This is a genomic window from Ruegeria sp. BJ3, from assembly GCF_056535665.1.
Window position 1 is genome coordinate 118377 of record NZ_JBQFIT010000001.1, and the last position, 22247, is coordinate 140623.

Sequence of the window (22247 nt, forward strand, 5' to 3'; positions counted from 1 at the left end):
CTGCGGTCGGGGCTTGCTGGGGCGAACATCTGGATCACGTCAGACCAAGGTCTGTGGTGCGGTTTTCGATTGTGGGTCATAGTCGGGACCACAATGAGGACGAAAGTTGCTGAGCTGACGATTGGGAATTGGTCGTTGTCGCGAGTTTTTCTTGCGGCAAGCATCCTTGTGATGGGATCTGCAACCGCGATCGTCGGTGTGTGGGTTTCAAATCGAATCCAGAATGCGGTCGTGCAGAACTCGGCCAATTCGGCGGCGCTGTATATGGAAAGCATCGTCTCACCTCTCAGCCAGGAACTGGCGTTGGGTGACCGCCTGTCCGAGCAGGCGAGGCGGGCGCTGGACGAGATTTTCATGACCCAGCCGATGCGCGATCGTATCGTATCATACAAGTTCTGGAAGCAGGGTGGTGTGGTCGTACACGCCTCGGACACAAGCATCATCGGTAACCGTTTCGAGCCGACGGGTGACCTTCAGCGCGCCTGGATCGGCGAAATCTCGGGCTCGTTCGAGGAACTGGATCACGATGAAAGCGCTGCCGAAGCAGCCTTGGGGATACCGCTGCTCGAGGTCTACAGCCCCATTCGTGAACTGTGGTCCGGTGAAATCATTGCCGTGGCCGAGTTCTATGAAAGGGCCGATCAATTGGAGATGGATCTGGCAAAAGCCAGGCGCACAAGCTGGTTGGTGGTCGGTTCCGCCTTTCTGGCAAGCACGGTTGTCCTGTTTTGCATCGTTGCGATCGGGGACAACACCATCCGGCGGCAGGCGCGGCTATTGAAGAAACGGCTGGCAGAAAGCGAAAGGATGGCGGCGCAGAATGCGATGCTGCGGTCGCGCGTGGTCGAGGCCTCGGGGCGGTATGCCGCGCAGACGGACCGTTTTCTGAAGAAACTCGGCGCCGAACTTCATGACGGCCCGGCGCAGTACCTTTCACTTGCCGCCCTTCGGTTGGAGGCCGCGTTTTCGGACAAATCCCCAAAACCGAAGCAGGCCGAAGAAATCCAGCAGTCGCTGCAGAAGTCTTTGACCGAAATCCGCGCACTGTCCCGGGGACTGTCCGCACCCGATATCGACAATCTGACCTTGGCTGACGTCGTAAAAAGAGCGGTCGAGGACCACGCGGAGCACAGCCCGTTGCGGCCTGAAATCTCGTTTTATGGCAGTGACATGCCGGATTTGTCGGTGTCTGACAAACTGTGCGTTTTCCGCTTTCTTCAGGAAACACTGTCGAATACTGCGCGATATGCCCCGCAGTCCCGCTGCAGCGTCACCTGCCATGTTCGCGACGATTGCATTGTCATTCAGGTCAAGGACGATGGCCCTGGCTTTGATCCTTTGGACGGCACTGTTCTGCGCGATGATGGCGGCCAGGGGCTGCTGGGGCTGCGCGATCGGGTCGAAAGCATCGGCGGGAGGTTTCAGGTCTCGTCCAGTCCCGGCCAGGGCACCACCGTCGAAATGACCCTGCTTCCCAACAAAACGAGCTCACCATGACCCAGACACTTGTCATAGCAGATGATCATCCGATTTTCCGGGATGGGCTGCGGCGGACCTTGGATGAGGCAGAAGGGTTCGAAGTTCTCGCGGCCGGATCCAGCGCCGACGAGGCTGTTGCGCTTGTCGCTCAGCACCAGCCCGACATCGCAATTCTCGATCTCTCGATGCCCGGAGGTGGGATCAACGCGACACGCCGGATCGCCGCAATGGAAAAACCGCCCTGCATCGCGATTCTGACGGTTTCGGAGAACAGCAGCGATGTTGCCGATGCACTCGAGGCCGGAGCGATTGGGTATATTGTCAAAGGCGTAACCGCGAGCGAACTGACCGCCTCCCTGCGCAGCATCGCCGCGGGGGAAGGGTTCGTTTCGCCGGGGCTGGCTTCGCGGGTACTTCTTCAGATCAACAACGACGCAAGCCCTGCGAACAGCAGCGATGTCCTGGATGATCTCACGCATCGCGAAGAGGAGATACTCAGGCGCGTGGCCAAGGGTTTGAGCAATCGCGAGATCGCCGTGGAGCTGGATCTTCAGGAAAAGACGGTGAAACACTATATGACGGCGATCCTGTCCAAGCTGCACGCGCGGAACCGGGTCGAGGCCGCACTTATCGCGCACGACGCGTGGGGCAAGAAAAACAAGCCCGCATAGCCTGTAAACGCCGAAACGGCCTCTCCGACCGAGAGACCGTCCGGGAAATTCGCGCTGTTCGTCAGTTCGCGACCGATTGCAGCCTCCGGATGTCTGCGGCCGTGGCTGTTCTTTCCACAACGGTCCGGTTGAAGGGGTCTTTCAGCTCGTAGCGCCCGAACTCGATCTCTTCTTTCCAGCCGTTGGCGTAGTTGACTTCGATGTTGTTGCCCTGACGTTCGATCTTTGTGGGGCGGCTTCCGGCCGCGCCACCTTGCCGGGATCCGCTTACATTCTTGATCGAAATGCCGTTCGCCAGGGAACGAAGCCTTGAGATATCGGCACCTGTGGCTGGCCGTTCCTCAACGGTCCGATTCTGAGCATTCTTTCTCTCGTATCTGCCGTTTTCGATTTCTTCCTTTGTTCCGTCCGCATAGCGAACTTCGATCCCGTTCGCAGTTGTCTCGACCTTGGTTATGCCGGCCGACCCGGTCGGGGTGGTTCCGGATTGCGACGATCCCTTTTTGCTGCCGCTGCGACTTGATCGATCGTCGTCATCGTCGTCGTCATCATCCCGATCATCATCGTCGTCGTCATCCCGGTCGTCGTCATCATCGTCCCGATCGTCATCGTCATCATCGTCGTCCCGACCGCTGCCACTCTTGCCTTTGCCGCTTTTCGCAAACGCGTAAGCGGGCTCAAGCTGTAAGCCGCCCTCGGTGCTGAACTTGGGAGTGTATGGCGCCGCCGAAATCAACGTCGCCAGTGCCACAGTGCTGAGAAGTTGTCCCAGTTTCCGGTTCGCAATCATTTCAGCCTCCTTTGCTGTTCGACAAATGTCTGGTTGTCGAAGGGAGGCTAAAGCGGGTTGGATCCGTCCACATCGGGCTTTGGTCTGACGAATTTCCAACCAAAGGTCCGAAAGGTGAAGCGAAAAGGCCCAAGGTGCCAAGATCACGCCGCCAGACGAATCGCCAAGGCTTATAGGTTGCCGGGGGATGTGGGCGTCGGCTCAGTCTGTTGTGGCGTCGTTGGCCGGTACCGGAACAGCCTTGAGATATGCGGCAATCGCCAACCGGTCCTCATCGGACAGACGGGAAGTGTTCTCGATGACCTCGGCCATCTCTCCGCCGGCGCTGTCATAGTCCGGAGCGAAACCGGACTTCAGGTATTCGGAGATGTCGGCTTCGGACCAATCCAGGTGGTTGGTGGTCAGGCCGGGAATGCGCCCTTTTCCGCTGGGATTTGGCGCACCCGTCAGCCATTGATCCCGGCTCAAGCCGCCAAGGCCATCTCTGGGCGTGTGGCACTCGGCGCAATGGCCCAAGGCTTCGACCAGGTAGCGCCCGCGCTGCTGCTGCGCATCGAGATCACCGTCCACCACCCACCCTGGTTCAAGGTAGAGAAGCTTCCAGCCGCCCAAGCTTCGCCGGATGTTGAAGGGGAACCCGACCTCGTGCGCGCTGCTTTCCTGCGAGGCGGCCGGCAGGGTGCCGAGGAATGCGTGCAGCGACACGACATCCTCCGGCGTCATGTTCGTATAGGTCGTGTAAGGGAAGGCCGGGTAATAGTGCTGCCCGGCCGGCCCGGTTCCGTAGATCAGGGCATCCGCCAGTTCCAGCGCCGACCATGACCCAATTCCGGCTTCTGGGTCGCTGGATATGTTCGGAGCTATGAACGTACCGAAATCTGTTTCGAACCGACGTCCGCCCGCCAGCACCAGCTTTGCCTCACCCTCGGAGTTCGGCGCTGAATGGCACGAGGCGCATCCGGCCGCAAAGAACACGGTCTCGCCCCTGACAAGATCAGGGGCAATACCGTCCAACTCGGCCGGATCGACGTGTTGCGGTCGGGTTAGAACCAGACCGGTCAGCCCGGCCACGACCGCGACGCCCGCGGCAATCGTCAGAAGCCGCCGCACCGTCAGGGCCTTGTCAGTTCTTTGGGGCTCTGTATGCCTTGTGACATGCCGAACAGGCTCCACCCAATGGTCCCATCGCTGCTTTCAGCGCTTCGACATCTTGCCCGGCGGCGGCCTGCATCGCAACCGCGGCTTCAGCCATTGCCTGGCCCTTGGCGCTGACATCCGGGAAGTTCTCCCAGATCGCCGGAAGCGCACGAGAAGATGGGTCGGAGACATTGTCGGACCCGGCTGGCCACATGGCCGACTGATCGATCTGCGTCACGGCAACCAGGTTGTTTGCCGCGCGCGTCGCGGCCTCGGCGTTGTATTCCACCTCGCCCTTGGCCATGCCGCCAAGCGTGCCCAGATTAAACGCATACAGCTGCATGACGGCCTTCCGCGCCTTGACGGCCGGGTTTTCGCTTTCCTGGGCTACGGCCGTGCCAATAATGGCCGCAGAAAACAAACTCGCCGCAAGGATTGAGAATTTCTTGATCATGGTATCTCTCCCACATGAATGTGTCGAATGGTAACTTGATCGAAATTTCTTGTAATTGTTTATTTCTCTGCGTTTCTTGTTAACTTATGAACAATCAAAACTGGGATGACATCCGATACGCACTCGCCGTAAGCCGGCACGGCTCGTTGAATGCAGCGGCCACAGCGCTGGGCGTGACCCATGCAACGGTGCTGCGCAGGGTGGCGGCGTTTGAACGACGTCATGGGTGCGTGATCTTTCAAAAGAACCCGTCGGGTTACAGTGCGCTGCCCGAGGCCCGGGCCATTCTTTCGGCCATGGAAAATGTCGAGGATGCGGTGCTTTCGGTCGAACGGGCAATCGTGGGCGCAGACCGTTCGCCGACCGGGCGGGTGCGGATTGCCTCGACCGACAGTCTTTGCCAGCTTGTGCTGCCCGGGATACTGAACCGCATTTCTGCGCTTTATCCGGGTTTGGAACTGAGTCTGCTGAGCGGGAACAATCACCATGACCTGTCGCGGCTGACCGCTGACATTGCCGTGCGTCCATCAATACGCCTGGGCGAAGACTTGGTGGGCGAGCGGGCTGGCGCGTTGGCCTTCGGGGTCTACGACGATGGGTCCCCCAACCGAAAATGGATGCGGTTGGACGGGGCGCTGAGCGGTTCGGTCCCGGCCAGATGGATGGCCGAACATGTGCGGGATGAAGACACCACCATCGGCGCGGACAGTTTCCTTGTGCTCGAGCAGATGGCTGCGACAGGTGTCGGCAAGGCATTTTTGCCGACGTTCATCGGTGATGCGGACCCGCGGTTGCGGCGGGCGCCGGACATCGATCCGAAAATCGAGGTTCCTCTGTGGGTGGCCACGCTTGAAGAGATTGCGCGCACGCCGCGGTTTGCCGTCGTGCAGCGGGCCTTGGTGGAACACCTGCCCGAAGCACTGGGCCGGTAAGATCAAACCGAAACGGCCGCCCTGAGCTGCTGCTGACCAAGTTCGGATTTTGATCCTTTCAGGAATGGCGACCCGCGTTCCAGCACCAGAAAACTGTCGCCCAGAGAATACGCGAAATCAAAATACTGCTCGACCAGGACAATCGCCATCTCACCTTGATCGCGCAACAGGCGGATGACTTCGCCGATCTGCTTGATGATGTTGGGCTGGATGCCCTCGGTTGGTTCATCCAGCAAAAGCAGCCTGGGTTTCGTGATCAAGGCCCGCGCAATTGCGAGCTGCTGCTGCTGACCGCCTGACAGATCACCACCGCGCCGCGACAGGAACTCTTTGAGAATCGGGAACAGTTCGAAGATGTAATCAGGTATCCTGTGTTCGCTGCGGGGCAGGCAGGCAAAACCGGTTTCCAGGTTCTCGCGGACCGTCAGAAACGGAAAGATTTCTCGTCCTTGCGGAACATAGGCCACACCTTTTCGAGCCAGCTCATAGGATGTGGCCTTGCCGATCTGCTCGCCGCCAAGCCGGTATTCACCGCCGCTGCGGGGGTGCGTTCCGGAGATGGCTTTCAACAGGCTGGTCTTGCCGACGCCGTTGGTGCCCATCACGCAGGTGACCTGACCCTGACGTGCGGTGATGTCGATCCCGCTCAGGATCTGGCTGCCGCCGTAGTGCAGGGACAGGTCCGAGATTTCCAGAAGCTCAGCGGCCAAGATACACCTCAATCACTTTGTCATTATTGGTGACGTGGTCCAGCGACCCTTCGGCCAGAACTGACCCTTCGTGCAGCACCGTGACCTTGCAGTTCAGGCGGCGGACGAACTCCATGTCATGTTCAACCACCACCACGGCGCGGGTTTTGGCGGCCGCGACAAGAATGTCGGTTGTGTGCTCACGCTCGGCGGGGGTCATTCCGGCGGCCGGCTCATCAACCAGCAGCAACTGCGGATCCTGCGCCAGCAGCATGCCGATCTCAAGCCACTGCTTCTGCCCGTGGCTCAACTCACCCGCCTTGCGGTTCAAGGCATTCTGCAGTCCGATTTCCTCGGCCAGGTCAGCGACCTTCTGATGATCCGACTGTCCGGCCCGAAACCGCAGGACCGCCAGCGGGCCGCGTTTGTTCCTGAGGGCCAGCATCAGGTTCTCGCGAACGCTCTGGTCCTCGAAGACGGTGGGGCGCTGGAACTTTCGGCCGATGCCGGCCTGGGCAATCTGGCTTTCGCTCATCGACAGAAGCGACACGGATTTGTCGCCCCACAGAACATGGCCGTCATCCGGTTTGGTCTTGCCGGTAATGATGTCCATGAACGTCGTCTTGCCCGCCCCGTTCGGGCCGATGACCGCGCGCATTTCGGCTGGGCCAATCTGGAATGTCAGGTTGTTGATGGCTTTAAATCCGTCGAAGGTTACGGACACGCCGGAGACTTCAAGTAACGTACTCATTCGTCGGCCTCTTTTTCGCGCAGCGACCCAAGGTCCGGCCCCAGATCGGCGCCGTGGCGGTCCGGGGCGCGCCGTTCGGCAAACCTGTCGATCAGACCGCCGATGCCCCGAGGCGCAAACAGCGTGACCGCGACAAATGACAACCCAAGCAGGATGGTCCACCAGTCGACCCATTGGATCGCGTAGAATCCCAGCGAGATGTCGGGGGCCTGACCACCCGTGAACCAGGTGGACAGCAGAGAAACGAATGCTGCGCCGATCACCGCTCCGTACAGACGGCCCCGTCCGCCGATGGCCACCCAGACGGCCAGGTAGATTGATGCAATGGGCGCGATCTCGGCTGGATTGATGATGCCGGCTTGAGGGTAGTACAGGGCGCCCGCGATGCCGCAGATCACGGCGGTGAAGGTGAAGATGAACAGCTTGTAGGCTTCGACCGAATACCCAAGGAACCGAACCCGGCTTTCGTCGTCCCGGATGGCGCGAATGACCGATCCGAACTTGCCGGACACCATCCAGGCGCAGACCAGATAGCCCAGCCCCAGCGCCAGGGCCGACGCCCAGAAGAACAGGATCGAAACCGTCGATTGCGGCACCGAATCCAGACCCGGCAGATTCTGCAGACCCGACAGGCCGTTGTTCCCGCGCAGCCCGCTGTCGTTCTGAAACAGGTACAGAGACAGCGCCAGCGTCATCGCCTGTGTCAGGATCGACAGGTAGACCCCGGTCACGCGGCTGCGGAAGGCCAGCCACCCGAACACAAGGGCCAGCAAGCCGGGCACCAGTACGACCGCAGCCAGTTGCAAGGGCAGCGAATGCGCAACAGCCCAGATCGGTGGGAACTCGGATGCGCCGACGACTCCGAAGATCTGGGTGGCGATACCGTCAGAGATTTCCTGGGCCGTTGGTGGCAGGGCCGAGGACGCGAGGCTTTCGATCACGATGATCTCGGTCCGCGCATACATCAGCCACATGCCGATGGCGTATCCGCCGATACCGAAGAAGGCCATATGCCCCAGGGACAGGATGCCCGTGTAGCCCCACACCAGGTCCATCGCCAGGGCCGCAAGGCACAGGCAGAGGGTCTTGCCCAATGTCTTGACGAAGCTGGTGGATATCAGGCCGATCCCGAACCCTTCGCCCAGCACTGTTATGGTCGCCGTGAACAGCGCCAGGACGATCAGAAAGATCGCGACCGAGGGATAGCGCAGCACAAATGGCTTTCGCATCGGGCTGGCTGTGGATGTCATGTCAACCATATCACGCTTCCGCCGCCCGACCCTTGAGCGCGATGATGCCGCGCGGCCGGAATTGAATGAACAGGATGATGAACAGGATCATGTAGGTCTGCGCCGCCAGGGTATTGGACGGGTTGAACCATTCGATCCCCTTCTGCAGCGTGCCGACCATCGTGGCCCCCAGCAGCGTCCCCCAGATGTTGCCCACACCGCCCACGACCACTGTCATGAAGCTTTGCACGATATAGTCGGATCCCATCTCGGACGTGACCTTGGCGTAAAGTCCGATTGCCACGCCGGCAATGCCCGCGATGCCCGAGCCAAAGCCGAAGGTCAGCATGTTGATCCGGTCGGGATTGATACCCATCGAGGACGCCATGCGCGGGTTCTGCGTCACGGCGCGCACCTCAAGCCCCAGCCGGGTCCGGTTCATGACGATGAGGAAAAGCGCGAGGAACAGCAGCGCCAGAACAAAGATCGCGATGCGGATGTAACTGATGGAGACGATATCGTTCAGCACCATCGAACCGTCCAGCCAGGCCGGGGCGGTCAGGGGACGCGCCTGGGTTCCAAAGATGTTCTTGGCCAGTTGCTGCAGCGCGATGGAAACCCCGAAGGTCGCAAGCAGCGTCTCCAGCGGACGGTGATACAGCCAGCGAATGACCAGACGTTCCAGCAGAACACCGGCGCCGAAGGTCACCAGGAATGCGCAGGGAATGGCGACAATGATCGACAGGGTCAGGTCCGGAATGAACAGTTGAACCACATATCCGGTATAGGCGCCCATCATGATGAACTCACCATGCGCCATGTTGATGACGCCCATGACGCCGAAAGTGATGGCAAGGCCGATGGCGGCAAGGAAATAGATCGAGGCGAGCGACAGCGCATCCAGAACCAGATCCGCCGTCTGGTTGAGAGCGACTTGCGTCTCGATATTGTCCAGCACGGCCTGCGCCGCCAGCGCCACCGGCAACGGCGCCGAGGTGTAGACTCGGTAGAACTTGTACTGTTGCACAGCCTCTGCGATGTCGTCCTGCGTCACTAGCGGAGCGGCGAGCCCCTGATCGGCCAGCAGCTGGTATGCCGCTTGTCGTGCCGCATCTTCGTCCAGACTTGCCACCTGTACGCCTGCGACCCTGTCACCGTCGATATTCGAAATCAGGGTCTCTTTGATGGTGCTGTCGTCCACCAGGGCCGGTGCCAACCCGTTCTCGACCAACAGGTCATAGGCCTGTTTCTGTGTCAGTTCGTCCGACCCGGCCTCGATGGTCACAGCGCCATCCGGAGCCGTGTCGGACACCTTGATTTCAGATGCAACAAGGGGATTGAGCGTTGCGCGCACGTCAACGCCCAGATCGCCGGCGAAGCTGTCGATTGCAGCCAGCCTTGCGGCCGCGTCATCATCAAACCGGATCGTCAACAGACGCTCGAGCCGGTTCTTGCGGGCCCGCAGATCCGGGTCCTGCTCTCCGGCAATGGCGCCGCGCAAGGCGGATAGGTGCGAGGGTTCCGCGTCCCGCTCGATCGCCGTCAGCGCTGCGCTTCGGTTCAGCGGGTCGGGGTCGTTCAATTGAAACTGCACCAGCGCCGAAGCGATCAATCCGCGAATGCCCGAGTTCGGCTTGAGTTGTTTGTAGTTCTTCTTGTCGACGACACCGATCTCGGCCCCGTCTGAGATATCGAAAACCCGCAAACCGCCATCGGCCTTGGACGCAAAAACGAAAAGGCCCGTATCCCGGTTGAACCACATGTCCTTGGCCTGCCACTGCTCCAGGACGGTTTGTGCCTCGGGCAATCCACTCTGCGCAAGGGCGTCAATTGCCGGGCCGATCGTCTTGCGAGAGGATTTTTGAATGACCTCCGCATGGGCCTGCAAAAGCTTCTGCACCGGCGCGTCGGAGGATTGGGCTTGCAAAAGACCAGGGGCCACGAACAGCAGCAGGGCAAGCAAAGCCCGGCAAATCGAAAGCGTCATTTGGGGAGACCTCGGCATTGGGTCCCGGGGCACATGTGATGCGCCCCGAGGTGTTCCGGTTCAGATCTTAGTAGTTCGATTTGATCTGTACGCAGCTTTTCGTTTCGGTGTTGTACATACCGCAACCCAGCTCTTTCCAATCCGAGACCAGAACCGCGGATTCGGGCAGGTAGTCCGTCCAGGCATCGCCCGGAACCTCTTCGGTCTGGCTGATGATGTCGAACTGACCGTCTTCCTGGATTTCGCCGATCAGAACCGGCTTGGCGAGGTGGTGGTTCGGCAGCATGACGGCCGTGCCGCCCGTCAGGTTCGGGAATTCCTGGCCGTACATGGCTGCGCGCACGGCATCGACATCCGTCGAGCCCGCCTCAGTTGCGGCGTTCACCCACATGTTGAAGCCGATGTAATGCGCTTCCATCGGATCGTTGGTCACCCGATCTTCGCCCATGCGGGCTTTCCAGGCGGCAACCCAGGCCTCGTTCGCTTCGCTCTCTGCCGACTGGAAGTAGTTCCACGCCGCCAGATGCCCGACAAGGTTGGTTGTGTCCAGACCGGCCAATTCTTCCTCGCCGACCGAGAAGGCAACTACTGGGATGTCATCCGCCGAGATACCTGCGGCGGCCAGTTCCTTGTAGAAGCCCACATTCGCGTCGCCGTTGATGGTCGAGATAACGCCGACTTTCTTGCCGTCCGCGCCCAGCGCAACGACATCCGCCACGATCTTGGACCAGTCGGAATGGCCAAAGGGGGTGTAGTTCACGAAGATGTCCTCTTCGGCGATCCCTTTCTGCTTCAGATAGCTTTCGAGGATGTTGTTCGTCGTGCGCGGATACACGTAGTCGGTGCCCAAAAGGGCGAATTTCTCGACCCCCAGTTCCTCAAGGAAGTAGTCCGTTGCGGGGATCGCCTGCTGGTTCGGTGCGGCACCGGTGTAGAAGACGTTCTTCGAGCTTTCTTCGCCTTCGTACTGAACCGGATAGAACAGCAAACCGTTGAGCTCTTCGATGACCGGCAACACGGATTTGCGGGAGACCGATGTCCAGTTGCCAAAGATCACGTCAACTTCGTGTACGGTCAGCAGTTCGCGCGCTTTCTCGGCAAACAGCGGCCAGTCCGAGGCGGGGTCGACAACTACGGCTTCCAGTTCGCAGCCCAGCAGGCCACCAGCTTCGTTCTGCTGTTCGACCAGCATCTCCATCGTGTCTTTCAGCGTGGTCTCGGAGATGGCCATCGTGCCGGACAATGAGTGCAGAACGCCCACTTTGATCGGGCAATCGGCCAGCGCGGGCAGGGCGGTTGCGAACAATACAGCAGCAGTAGTGTTGAGTAGTTTGGAGTGCATCAGCGTTTCCTTTTGTGCGATGCGCAGCAGGCTTGTCCGGAACGCCGAAACATCCCATATACCCCCCACGCTTAATTGCGGTGTGCGAGGGCGTCATCAGGTTCCTAGGCCGGGCACCTTCGCACATTTTCCAAGCCGTCTTTCGGCGCACCACATTGCTAGGTCAGCTTTTGCCGGGGCTCAGAGTCCGGTGGCGTGAGTTTTTGGATTGATTCAGCGTGTTGCCCAAATTTGCGGCGGTGCCGCATGGTTCGCCCAAAAATGCGGCGCTGCAGCGAGGAGTGGTCTTAGACGCCGCCCAGTATCAGCAGGCTGCACTGATCGAGAAGGTCGCTGGCCGTTTGCCGCGCGGCGCTGGCCGCCGTGATGTCCGAGCCAAAGGTTGCCGTATGGAGCAAGCGCGCATGGGCGTGTTTTGAGTTCACCCGGTGGCTCAGGACCAGTTCGGCCTCCTCTGCCGTCACGGTCGCCTCAAGCAAGGACACGAAGCCGCCGCGAAGCAACTCATAGTCCTGCGCCTTGGGGTCGTTCAGAAGCCAGGCATGCTCCATCTCGGCCGAAAAACGCCCGGCGCAGCCGGCAAACGATTTGACCATGTCGGTTTCAGCATGAAGCAATCCGATGGATGAGAAAGTGCATAGTGCTGAAACGAAAATAGTTTTCAAAGCGCCCATGTTTTGATCATTGCAACCGAAAAAGCGCCCGTCAAGGCAGCGCTTTGTGAACTGGCCTGCCCATTTCCCGACAGGCTTCGGTCGCACCGGGCCATGACGGAACCGGTTCCGCGCGGTTTTTGCGTCCCGGCCCTGCCGGGGCGCATTGAACACGGTTGAGGGCTGGCCGGACCAGACTAGCTATTGCCCAGATTTGGTTCGGAGAACGGTTTTGCAGATCGTCTGGTTCAAGCGGGATCTCAGGGTGCAGGACAATCGTGCCCTGGCTCAGGCGGCACAGCGGGGGGCGCTGGTGCCGCTTTACGTGGTTGAACCCGATCTTTGGCGTCAACCCGACATCTCCGCTCGCCAATGGGCGTTCATCCACGAAACCCTGGTCGAGCTGCGCAGGCAGCTTGCGGAACTGGGCCAGCCCCTGATCGTACGGACGGGCGAGATGCTGTCGGTCCTGGACGATCTTGCGCAAAGTTTCGACCTCACGGCCCTGTGGTCGCATGAAGAAACGGGAAACGACTGGACCTTTCAGCGGGACAAACGCGTGGCGTCCTGGTGCCGAACCCAGGGTATTCCCTGGCACCAGCCGCGCAATCACGGGGTTCGCCGCCGTCTGGCTTCGCGCGATGGCTGGGCCAAAGAGTGGGATCGCTTCATGAGCGAACCGATCACGCCCGCACCCATATTGCGGCCCATCCCGATGGACCCGGGTGGGATCCCGTCCAGCACGGAATTGGGGTTGCACCCGGACCCATGTCCACGGCGGCAGTCGGGCGGCCACACGGCGGCGTCGGACCGGTTGACCACATTCCTGAGCACGCGCGGCCGGACCTATCGCAGCGCGATGTCCTCACCTCAGCTGGGGGAACATGCGTGTTCGCGCCTGTCCCCGCATCTGGCATGGGGAACGCTGTCGATGCGCGAGGTGATGCAGGCCACATGGGCGCGGCAAAAAGCGCTGAGCCACACCTCCGACAAACAGTGGCGGGGGGCGATGTCCTCGTTCGAAGGCCGGCTGCTTTGGCACTGCCACTTTATCCAGAAACTGGAGGATGACCCCCGGATCGAGTTCCAGAACGTGCATCGCGCCTATGACGGGATCCGCCCCTCGGCCCCGGATTCGCATCGGCTGGAGGCCTGGGCCAACGGTGAGACCGGCCTGCCATTTGTTGACGCATGCATGCGGTACTTGCGGGCAACGGGGTGGCTCAACTTTCGAATGCGCGCGATGGTGATGGCGACGGCCAGCTATCACCTGTGGCTTGACTGGCGCGCACCCGGTGAGGTTCTCGCCCGCCTGTTCACCGATTACGAACCGGGCATCCACTGGAGCCAGGTGCAGATGCAGGCCGGCACCACGGGCATCAACGCGCTGAGGATCTACAACCCGGTGAAACAGGGCCATGATCAGGACCCGACCGGGACCTTTACACGCTGTTGGTTGCCGGAATTGGCTGATATCCCGGATCGCCATCTGCAAGAGCCGTGGAAGGCCGAGAACGCAGGTGCCGTGCTGGGCAAACGCTACCCGATGCCCATCGTCGATCACGTCGCGGCGGCCCGGTTCGCCCGGGATCGGATCTGGGCGGTGCGGCGCGGGGACGGTTTCCGGGACGAGGCTGCGAAGGTCTTGGCCCGGCATGGCAGTCGCAAAGGGCGTTTGCGGAAAGGAAACAGCCGTGCGGTCACCCGCAACCCGGCGCAATTGTCATTGGATCTGGGGGACTAGATGCGGATGCGGAAAAAGTCGGATCTTCCGACGAAAACCTGCGCTACATGCGGGCGCCCTTTCACCTGGCGGCGAAAATGGGCCAAGGTCTGGGACGAGGTCCGCCACTGCTCGCAGCGTTGCCGCCGAGCCCGATCATCTTCGACCGGCCAGAGTTAGAGGCTGTCGAGTATCTCGCGCGCGCTGTCGCGGTATTGGGCCTGTTTTTCGGGGTCCATCCGGTCCCAGGTTCGGTAGGCATGGCCCAATCTGGGATTGCCACGCAGCTTGTCGGCGTTGCGTGCCAGGAAATCCCAGTACAGTGGATTGAAAGGGCAGGCATTCGCACCGAACTTGCGTTTCACGTCATAGCGGCAATGCGAACAGTGATCCGACATCTTGTTGATGTAGTTTCCGCTTGCTGCGTAGGGTTTTGACCCAAGCAATCCGCCATCGGCGAATTGGCTCATTCCGATCACGTTGGGGGCCTCGACCCATTCATACGCATCGGCGTAAACCGCCAGGTACCACTCGTGGACTTCGTGCGGATCGACCCCGGCCAGCATCGCGAAATTGCCAGTCACCATCAGGCGCTGGATATGGTGGGCATAGGCGTGGTCGCGCGTCTGCCCGATTGCGGCCGCCATGCAGGCCATTTCCGTTTTGGCCGTCCAGTAGAAATCCGGCAGCGGGCGGGTTGCCCCGAAGTGGTTGCGCTCCGTGTACCCGGGCATGTTCAGCCAATAGAGGCCCCGAACATATTCTCGCCAGCCGATGATCTGACGGATAAAGCCCTCGACCGCATTCAAAGGCGCGCGGCCTTCATAGTAGGCACGCTCGACCTGCCGGCAGATCTCCATCGGCCCCAGCAGACCCGCGTTCAGGTAATGCGACAGGACCGAGTGATAGAGGAACGGCTCTGCCTGTAGCATTGCGTCCTGGTGGTCCCCGAACAGAGGCAGAGCGTGTTCCACGAAGTGGTCCAGCGCCTCGAGCGCGCCGGCGCGGGTCACTGCGAACCAGAACGGGCGCAGTTGTCCGAAGTTGTCGCCAAACTGGGTTTCGACAAGGCTCAGAACCTCGGTGGTGATGTCATCCGGGTCGGATCGGGGTGGTTGGGGCATAAACAGATCGGCAGTGGCGGGCTTGCGGTTTTCCGCATCAAAGTTCCAGCGCCCGCCTTCGGGTTGGTCGCCGTTCATCAACAGCCCCGTTTTGCGCCGCATCTCGCGATAGAAAAATTCCATCCGCAACTGCTTGCGTCCGTCCGCCCAATTGCGGAACTCTTGGTGCGTGGCGACAAACCGGTCATCTTCCAGCATATGTAGATCGGTTTGGCTCTGGTCCGCCCACTCAAGCAAGGCGGCTTTCAGCCGGTACTCGCCGGGCTCGGTCACCTGAACGCTCTCAATAGACAGATCCGCGGTGGCCCGCGCGATCTCGCCTGTGATGGAGCCGGTATTGTCAGGGTCATCCAGCCTGACATAACGAACCTGCCACCCCGCCGCACCGAGCTCATCTGCGAAATGGCGCATTGCCGAAAAGACAAACGCGATCTTCTTTTTGTGATGCGGAACATATCCCGCCTCGTCCGCGACTTCGGCCATCAACACCGTGTCGCGCGCCATCTTCGCCTGGCTCAAGGCGCTCAAGTCTTGGCTCAGTTGGTCGCCCAGCACCAGGATGAGCCGGCTGGGGGAGCGTTCGTTTGTCTGCGTCATTTCCGTCGAGTTAGGGCCGCCTCGCGGATGAGCAACCTAAACTTCTGGAAAGATTGAACGGCAGATAAATTGCGAAACCGAATCAACAGACGGGAAAACCGGCGGCGAAACACCGAAGTTTGTTCCGAGAAGCTATGGTGCCGCTGAAGGGACTCGAACCCCCGACCCCATCATTACGAATGACGTGCTCTACCAGCTGAGCTACAGCGGCCCATTCTTCCACGCGCACCCGCGCCCGTGGGGGCGTGGTATGCGGTGCGAAGGATCGTTTAAACCGTCCCACGGGCGTAGGCAAGACCGGTTGTTGACCCCAATGTGAGGTTTTCTTGGAGGGCGACTGGCCTTGTTCACCCGTCGTTCGACCCGAATGCCGCTCTGGCTGAGGGCAACCGACGATCCGGTCGGAATCAGGCGCGCTTTTCTCCGATTGATGCGATGCCCAGAACGGCAAGCACCTTGGCTTCGATCTGTTCGGCGTTCATACCCGCGACCGCGTACATGTCGGCGGGGCTGGCCTGGTCGATGAAAATGTCCGGCAGCACCATCGAGCGGTATTTCAGGCCACGATCGAACACGCCCTCATCCGCCAGCAGTTGTGCCACGTGGCTGCCGAACCCGCCGATGGCGCCTTCCTCGATGGTGATCAGCGCTTCGTGGTTGGCGGCCAGGTCCAGGATCAGGTCGCGGTCCAGCGGCTTGGCGAACCGGGCGTCGGCGATGGTCGGGGTGATACCGCGCGCGGCCAGAGATTCGCCGGCCTTCTGCACCTCGGCGAGGCGCGTGCCGAAAGACAGGAGCGCAACGCGTGCCCCCGACTGGATCAGGCGGCCCTTGCCGATTTCCAGAACCTGCCCGCGTTCGGGCAGATCGACGCCCACGCCCTCGCCCCGCGGATAGCGGAATGCGATGGGGCCGTCGTCATGGGCGGCGGCGGTGGCGACCATGTGCATCAGTTCGGCCTCGTCGGCGGCGGCCATCACAACCATGCCCGGCAGGTTGGACAGGTAGGCGATGTCGAACGACCCGGCATGGGTCGCGCCATCGGCGCCCACCAGCCCCGCGCGGTCGATGGCAAAGCGCACCGGCAGGCGCTGGATCGCCACGTCGTGCACCACCTGGTCATAGCCGCGCTGCAAAAACGTTGAATACATCGCGCAAAACGGTTTCAGCCCACCCGCCGCCAGCGCGGCCGAGAAAGTGACCCCGTGCTGCTCGGCAATCGCTACGTCAAAACAGCGCGACGGGTAGCGTTCGGCGAACAGGTTCAGCCCGGTACCGTCGGGCATCGCCGCGGTCACCGCCACGATCTTGTCGTCGCGGCTGGCCTCATCCACCAGGGTCTTGCCGAAGACCGAGGTGTAGGACGGTGCGTTCGACGGCGCCTTCTGCTGCTTGCCGGTGACCACGTCGAACTTGGCGGTGGCATGGCCCTTGTCGCGGGCCTGCTCGGCCGGGGCATAGCCCTTGCCCTTTTTGGTCAGCGCGTGGATCAGAATCGGCCCGGTCGCCCGCGCCTTGACCGTGCGCAGAACCGGCAGCAGCTGGTCCAGGTCATGCCCGTCGATCGGGCCGACATAGGAGAATCCCAGCTCTTCGAACAGCGTGCCGCCCACGGCCATGCCCTTGAGCATTTCCTTGGCGCGCTTGGCGCCTTCGCGGAACGGTTCGGGCAGCAGCGACACCGCCCCCTTGGCGGCGGCCTTCAGATCGTGGAACGGCTCTTCGGCATAGATGCGTGAAAGATAGTTCGACAGTGCACCCACGGGCGGGGCGATGCTCATCTCGTTGTCGTTCAGGATCACGATCAGGCGTTTTTTCAGGTGGCCAGCATTGTTCATCGCCTCGAAGGCCATGCCGGCCGACATCGACCCGTCGCCGATCACCGCGATCGCGTCGCCCAGCCCCTCGGGCGTGACCCCGCCCAGGTCGCGGGCCACGGCAAAGCCCAGCGCCGCGCTGATCGAGGTCGAGCTGTGCGCCGCGCCGAACGGGTCATAGGGGCTTTCGCTGCGCTTGGTGAACCCGCTCAGGCCGCCTTTCTGGCGCAGGGTGCGGATGCGGTCGCGCCGCTCGGTCAGGATCTTGTGGGGATAACACTGGTGCCCGACATCCCAGATGATCTTGTCGCGCGGCGTGTCGAACACCGCGTGCAGGGCCACGGTCAGCTCGACCACGCCCAGCCCCGCGCCCAGATGCCCGCCGGTCACCGATACGGCCGAGATCGTCTCGGCCCGCAACTCGTGTGCCAGCTGATGCAGCTGCACGTCCGAAAACTGCTTGAGATCCGCCGGGCGGTTCACAAGGTCCAGAAGCGGGGTTTTCGGACGGTCTGACATGGCATCCCTTACGGTTCAGCTTTCACGCGCAATAACGAAGCGGGCGGCGTCCTTCAAGGTTTCGGCCCGCGGTCCGTACGCGTCCAACGCGGCGCAGGCCTGCTCGACCAGCTCGGCAGCGCGCGCCTTCGCTGCATCCAGACCCAGCAGCGAAACGAAAGTTGCCTTGCCCGCCTGTGCGTCCTTCTGCAATCGTTTGCCCGCCTTTTCGCTGTCACCCTCCACATCAAGGATGTCGTCGGCGATCTGAAAGGCAAGACCCAGCGCACGGGCATATTGGCGCAATGGGGTCGGATCAGCCTCCGACAGAACAGCACCGGCGCACGCCGACCATTCGATCAGCGCCCCGGTCTTGCCGGCCTGAAGATGCGTGATTTCCGGCAGGGTCAAAGGTTGTTCGGCAGTTTCGGCAGCGATGTCCAACGCCTGACCCAGAACCATGCCTTGCGCACCGCTGGCCCGGGCGAGGGTCAGCGCCAGTTCGGCCCGAACGCCTGCAGATCCGACCTCGGGCCGGGTGCAAAGTTCAAATGCCAGCGACTGCAAAGCGTCGCCAGCCAGAACCGCAATGCCGTCGTTCCATTGCTTGTGCACGGTGGGGCGACCGCGACGCAGATCGTCATCGTCCATGCAGGGCAGATCGTCATGCACCAGGCTGTAGGCGTGCAGCGCCTCGATCCCGGTCGCGGGCCAGATCGCGCAGGTCTCGTCCATTCCGTGCAGCCGGGCGCTTTCCAGCACCAGAAATCCGCGCAGCCTCTTGCCGCCCTGCGTGGCATAGGCCATCGCGCGGGTCACATCGACATCGTCCAGCGCGCCCAGAACCAGATCGAACTGCGCCTGGATCAGCGCAGCATCCTGCACCAGCCTTCCGGAAAACATTACAGGCCTTCGACAGGAGTCGTCCCGGTGGGCTGACCATCGGCATCCAGCGTGATGGCGGCTACTTTCTCCTCGGCGCGCTTCAGCTCGTCCTCGCAGCGTTTCTTCAGCTTGGCGCCGCGCTCGTACAGGGCGATCGACTGGTCCAACGCCACGTCTCCGCGCTCCAGTTGGCCGACCACGGCCTCCAGCTCTTTCATCGCCTGTTCGAATGTCATCTGTTCAACGGGGGTCTCGGTCATCGGGCTGCCTTCATCAGTTCTTCAACATGGGCGCGTGTGGCCTTGGCCAGTGCGTTCAGATCATACCCGCCTTCCAGAGTCGAGACGATACGGCCCCCACACAGCTCATCGGCGATCCGGCACAGCTGCGCGGTGATCCAGGCGAAATCGTCGGTGGACCAGTTCAGATTGGCCAGCGGATCGTCCTGATGGGCGTCGAACCCGGCCGAGATGATGATCAGCTCGGGCTTGAACGCGCGCAGCCGAGGAAAGGCCTGCGCCTCGTAGGCCGCGCGCATCTCGGCCCCGCCGGTGCCGGGGGCCAACGGGATGTTCACGATGGTGTCATGCGCACCGGTTTCATCCGGTCGCCCCGAGCCCGGCCACAGCGGCATCTGCTGGCTGGTGATCACCAGCGCCTGGGTCTCGTCCCACAGCAGATCCTGCGTGCCATTGCCGTGATGCACGTCAAAATCCACCACCGCGACCCGATCCAGCCCGTGATGATCCAGCGCATGCTTCGCTGCCAGAGCAGCGTTGCCGAATAGGCAGAACCCCATGGCGGTTTCCCGTTCGGCGTGATGGCCCGGCGGCCGAATGGCGCAGAACGCATTCGGCGCCTCACCGCCCAGCACCATGTCCACCGCCCGCACCACGGCCCCCGCCGCACGATAGGCCGCATCGACCGAGCCGGGCGACATGAACGTATCCCCGTCGATCTGGCGGAACCCCTCGGTCGGGCGGCTGTCACGGATTTCGCGGATGAAACTCTCGGGATGGATGCGCAGCAGATCATCGTCCGCCGCCAGCGGTGCGGTCACCCGCTGCAGGTCCAGCGGCTCAAGCGCATGCAGGATATGTTCCAGCCGGGCCACCCGCTCGGGGTGCCCCTCGGGGGTGACATGACCCAGACAATCGGCATGCGTCAAAACAGCGGTCTTCATGAAACTCCCCCACTTCATCTGGCCAACAATACCCTCGCCGAAGGCAAGAAAACGCCGCGCAGCGGCAAAATCAATCGGGCGCCAGCATATATCCCGCGCCCCGCACCGTCTGCAGATAGCGCGGCTGCTTGGGGTCCTGCTCGATCTTGCGGCGCAAGCGGGTGATCTGCACGTCCACCGCGCGTTCCTGCGCCTGCCCCTTGTCGCGCCCCAGATCTTCGACCAGCTTCGACCGGCTGATCGGCTCGCCCGGCTGGGCCGAGAAGATCTTCATCAACTGGCTTTCAGTGGCGGTCAGCCGCACCGGCTCTTCGCCCTGCCACATCTCGCCGCGTTCAATGTCATAGCGGATCGGCCCCAGATGCAGGATCTTGGCGGCCGTATCCTGCGCCGTGGTTTCCGGCATCCGCCGCAGGATGGCGTTGATCCGCAACAGCAGTTCCTTGGGCTCGAACGGCTTGGCCAGGTAATCGTCGGCCCCGGCTTCCAACCCGGCGATCCGGTGCTCGGTCTCGCCGCGTGCGGTCAGAAGAAGGATCGGCGTGTCGTGTGTCTCGCGCAGGGCTCGGGTCAGGCTGACGCCATCCTCACCCGGCATCATCACATCCATCACGATCAGGTCGAAATCCAGCCCCGACAGGACCCGTCGCGCATGGGCGGCATCACGCGCCGCCGTCACCAGAAATCCGCTGCGCATCAAGAACTTCTTGAGTAGATCGCGGATGCGTTCATCGTCATCGACGATCAGAAGGTGGGCGTCCACATCGCTCATGAAGTTGAATCCCGCAGTTTCACATAGGCTCGACGCATATCAGCATCCATCATCGCTTCAAGAACTTTGCGGAACCCGGCAACCGCCTCGGGGCCGGCATCCTTGTAGGCCGCGCGCATACGGGCGCGCTGGGCGTCCGACAGCTGCGACTCGAGCGCCTTGCCCTTTTCGGTCAGGTACAGATGGCGTTCGCGCTTGTCGACGGTGCCGACCCGGCTCTCGACCAGGCCATCGTCGATCAGCGTGCGCAGCACACGGTTCAGCGACTGCTTGGTCACCCCCAGGATCGCCAGCAGGTTGTTCACCGTGGTGCCCGGCGCGCGGTTGATGAAATGGATCGCCCGGTGATGCGCCCGCCCATAGGCCATTTCGCTTAAGATGCGGTCGGGGTCGGCGGTAAAGCCGCGATAGGCAAAGAACATCGCCTCGATCCCCTGCCGAAGCTGTTCATCTGTCAGAAACAACAGGCTTTCTCCGCCAAAGACCGGGGCGGGGCGGATCTCGGACATATCGGGCCTCATTCGTTACGCGCCCCGACTTTAAGTCAGCGTTATTGACATTCCAAGGGCGGACAGGTATCGAATCGCAGTTTTTGCGCAATTTTGTGTCCGGGCCGGACCTAAGTGGCGCAACAATCGGAAATGTAGCCCGGGTCAGGAGGTTTCGGATGGCGGGATATGACGATCGTGACGGTGTCATCTGGATGGATGGCGAATTTGTGCCCTGGCGCGATGCCAAGGTGCATGTCCTGACCCATGCGATGCACTATGCCAGCTCGGTCTTCGAGGGCGAGCGCGCCTATAACGGCAAGATCTTCAAAAGCCGCGAACATTCCGAGCGGTTGATCAAATCGGCCGAGGCGCTGGACATGCCGATGCCTTACACGGTTGATCAGATCGAGGCGGCCAAGGCCGAAACACTGGAAAAAAGCGGCCTCAAAGACGCTTACGTGCGCGCGCTGGTCTGGCGCGGCTCGGGCGAGGATATGGGCGTGGCCTCGGCGCGCAACCCGGTCCGCATGGCCATCGCGGTCTGGCCTTGGGGCGCCTATTACGGCGACGCCAAGATGCAGGGCGCCAAGCTGGACATTGCCGAGTGGAAGCGGCCCAGCCCGGAAACGATCCCGGTCCATGCCAAGGCGGCGGGGCTGTACATGATCTGCACCATCTCCAAGCACAAGGCCGAGGCCAAGGGCTGTTCGGATGCCTTGTTCATGGATTACCGCGGCTATGTGGCCGAGGCGACCGGTGCCAACGTATTCTTCGTCAAGGATGGCGAAGTGCATACGCCGCTGGCCGACTGCTTCCTGAACGGGATCACCCGCCAGACGGTGATTCAGATGCTGAAAGACAAGGGCATCACCGTACACGAACGCCACATCCTGCCCGAGGAGATGGCCGATTTCGAACAGTGCTGGCTGACCGGCACCGCGGCCGAGGTCACGCCGGTGGGCCAGATCGGCGAGTATACCTTCGAGGTCGGCGACCTGACCCGCGAGATCGCCAACGATTACGAGCAGCTGGTCCGCAGCTGA

22 protein-coding genes and 1 tRNA gene are annotated in these 22247 nt (G+C 61.5%); 6 read left to right on the forward strand and 17 right to left on the reverse strand.

Features of this window, described 5'->3' with window-relative positions; all coding sequences use genetic code 11:
* The first annotated feature begins 171 nt into the window (after positions 1-171).
* The gene (locus tag ACR3EL_RS00560; protein ID WP_480720005.1) at positions 172-1497 is read left to right on the forward strand and encodes a sensor histidine kinase; all 1326 of its coding nucleotides are present in this window, start codon (positions 172-174) and stop codon (positions 1495-1497) included.
* Positions 1494-2150, forward strand: coding sequence for a response regulator (locus tag ACR3EL_RS00565; RefSeq protein WP_480720007.1), 657 nt, complete (start codon positions 1494-1496; stop codon positions 2148-2150). Before ACR3EL_RS00560 ends, ACR3EL_RS00565 begins: the two co-directional genes overlap by 4 nt.
* 61 nt (positions 2151-2211) lie before the next feature.
* On the opposite strand, the gene ACR3EL_RS00570 is transcribed toward ACR3EL_RS00565, so the two are convergent.
* From ACR3EL_RS00570 to ACR3EL_RS00580, 3 genes are all read right to left on the reverse strand, one after another.
* Positions 2212-3039, reverse strand: a complete 828-nt coding sequence (locus ACR3EL_RS00570) for a hypothetical protein (RefSeq protein ID WP_480720010.1) — start codon at positions 3037-3039, stop codon at positions 2212-2214.
* A 102-nt stretch (positions 3040-3141) separates the two neighbouring features.
* Positions 3142-4050, reverse strand: a complete 909-nt coding sequence (locus ACR3EL_RS00575; RefSeq protein WP_170340819.1) for a c-type cytochrome — start codon at positions 4048-4050, stop codon at positions 3142-3144.
* A 13-nt stretch (positions 4051-4063) separates the two neighbouring features.
* A complete protein-coding gene (locus ACR3EL_RS00580; protein WP_170340820.1) occupies positions 4064-4531 on the reverse strand; it encodes a c-type cytochrome in 468 nt (155 codons plus the stop codon).
* Between the two features lie 86 nt (positions 4532-4617).
* Between ACR3EL_RS00580 and ACR3EL_RS00585 the strand changes: the two genes are divergently transcribed.
* Positions 4618-5463: a LysR family transcriptional regulator gene (locus tag ACR3EL_RS00585; protein ID WP_170340823.1), complete on the forward strand. Its 846-nt coding sequence runs from the start codon at positions 4618-4620 to the stop codon at positions 5461-5463.
* 2 nt (positions 5464-5465) lie between these two features.
* Here ACR3EL_RS00585 and urtE read toward each other — a convergent pair whose 3' ends face one another.
* The 6 genes from urtE to ACR3EL_RS00615 form a co-directional block, all read right to left on the reverse strand.
* Positions 5466-6173: an urea ABC transporter ATP-binding subunit UrtE gene (gene urtE / locus ACR3EL_RS00590; protein WP_170340825.1), complete on the reverse strand. Its 708-nt coding sequence runs from the start codon at positions 6171-6173 to the stop codon at positions 5466-5468.
* Positions 6163-6903, reverse strand: coding sequence for an urea ABC transporter ATP-binding protein UrtD (gene urtD / locus ACR3EL_RS00595; protein WP_170340827.1), 741 nt, complete (start codon positions 6901-6903; stop codon positions 6163-6165). The genes urtE and urtD overlap by 11 nt, the downstream gene beginning before the upstream one ends.
* Positions 6900-8153, reverse strand: a complete 1254-nt coding sequence (gene urtC / locus ACR3EL_RS00600) for an urea ABC transporter permease subunit UrtC (RefSeq protein WP_480656824.1) — start codon at positions 8151-8153, stop codon at positions 6900-6902. Before urtC ends, urtD begins: the two co-directional genes overlap by 4 nt.
* 10 nt (positions 8154-8163) lie before the next feature.
* Entirely contained in the window at positions 8164-10119 is a 1956-nt protein-coding gene (urtB, locus tag ACR3EL_RS00605; protein ID WP_480720014.1) for an urea ABC transporter permease subunit UrtB, read from the reverse strand.
* 67 nt (positions 10120-10186) lie between these two features.
* On the reverse strand, positions 10187-11461 hold the full coding sequence (gene urtA / locus ACR3EL_RS00610) for an urea ABC transporter substrate-binding protein (RefSeq protein ID WP_093964383.1): 1275 nt from the start codon (positions 11459-11461) through the stop codon (positions 10187-10189).
* A 287-nt stretch (positions 11462-11748) separates the two neighbouring features.
* Positions 11749-12057: a hypothetical protein gene (locus ACR3EL_RS00615; protein ID WP_170340832.1), complete on the reverse strand. Its 309-nt coding sequence runs from the start codon at positions 12055-12057 to the stop codon at positions 11749-11751.
* Positions 12058-12346: 289 nt separating this feature from the next.
* On the opposite strand from ACR3EL_RS00615, the gene ACR3EL_RS00620 reads away from it, so the two are divergent.
* Together ACR3EL_RS00620 and ACR3EL_RS00625 are read left to right on the forward strand one after the other, a co-directional pair.
* Positions 12347-13858, forward strand: a complete 1512-nt coding sequence (locus tag ACR3EL_RS00620; RefSeq protein WP_170340834.1) for an FAD-binding domain-containing protein — start codon at positions 12347-12349, stop codon at positions 13856-13858.
* Between the two features lie 6 nt (positions 13859-13864).
* Positions 13865-14017, forward strand: a complete 153-nt coding sequence (locus ACR3EL_RS00625) for a DUF2256 domain-containing protein (RefSeq protein ID WP_217354938.1) — start codon at positions 13865-13867, stop codon at positions 14015-14017.
* Here the strand turns inward: ACR3EL_RS00625 and ACR3EL_RS00630 are convergent.
* From ACR3EL_RS00630 to ACR3EL_RS00665, 8 genes are all read right to left on the reverse strand, one after another.
* On the reverse strand, positions 14014-15558 hold the full coding sequence (locus tag ACR3EL_RS00630) for a cryptochrome/photolyase family protein (protein WP_480720017.1): 1545 nt from the start codon (positions 15556-15558) through the stop codon (positions 14014-14016). The genes ACR3EL_RS00625 and ACR3EL_RS00630 overlap by 4 nt on opposite strands.
* Positions 15559-15693: 135 nt before the next feature.
* A tRNA-Thr gene (locus ACR3EL_RS00635) sits at positions 15694-15769 on the reverse strand.
* Positions 15770-15965: 196 nt separating this feature from the next.
* A complete protein-coding gene (gene dxs / locus ACR3EL_RS00640; RefSeq protein ID WP_480720019.1) occupies positions 15966-17894 on the reverse strand; it encodes a 1-deoxy-D-xylulose-5-phosphate synthase in 1929 nt (642 codons plus the stop codon).
* A gap of 15 nt (positions 17895-17909) precedes the next feature.
* Positions 17910-18776: a polyprenyl synthetase family protein gene (locus ACR3EL_RS00645; RefSeq protein WP_170340841.1), complete on the reverse strand. Its 867-nt coding sequence runs from the start codon at positions 18774-18776 to the stop codon at positions 17910-17912.
* Complete coding sequence (locus tag ACR3EL_RS00650) at positions 18776-19018, reverse strand: exodeoxyribonuclease VII small subunit (RefSeq protein ID WP_005979588.1); 243 nt, start codon at positions 19016-19018, stop codon at positions 18776-18778. The genes ACR3EL_RS00645 and ACR3EL_RS00650 overlap by 1 nt, the downstream gene beginning before the upstream one ends.
* A complete protein-coding gene (locus tag ACR3EL_RS00655; protein WP_170340843.1) occupies positions 19015-19941 on the reverse strand; it encodes a histone deacetylase family protein in 927 nt (308 codons plus the stop codon). The genes ACR3EL_RS00650 and ACR3EL_RS00655 overlap by 4 nt, the downstream gene beginning before the upstream one ends.
* Before the next feature lie 70 nt (positions 19942-20011).
* Complete coding sequence (locus tag ACR3EL_RS00660; protein WP_093964013.1) at positions 20012-20713, reverse strand: response regulator; 702 nt, start codon at positions 20711-20713, stop codon at positions 20012-20014.
* The gene (locus ACR3EL_RS00665; protein ID WP_093964014.1) at positions 20710-21222 is read right to left on the reverse strand and encodes a MarR family winged helix-turn-helix transcriptional regulator; all 513 of its coding nucleotides are present in this window, start codon (positions 21220-21222) and stop codon (positions 20710-20712) included. The genes ACR3EL_RS00660 and ACR3EL_RS00665 overlap by 4 nt, the downstream gene beginning before the upstream one ends.
* Positions 21223-21380: 158 nt before the next feature.
* Here ACR3EL_RS00665 and ACR3EL_RS00670 point away from each other — a divergent pair, with 158 nt between their 5' ends.
* Positions 21381-22247: a branched-chain amino acid aminotransferase gene (locus tag ACR3EL_RS00670; protein WP_170340845.1), complete on the forward strand. Its 867-nt coding sequence runs from the start codon at positions 21381-21383 to the stop codon at positions 22245-22247.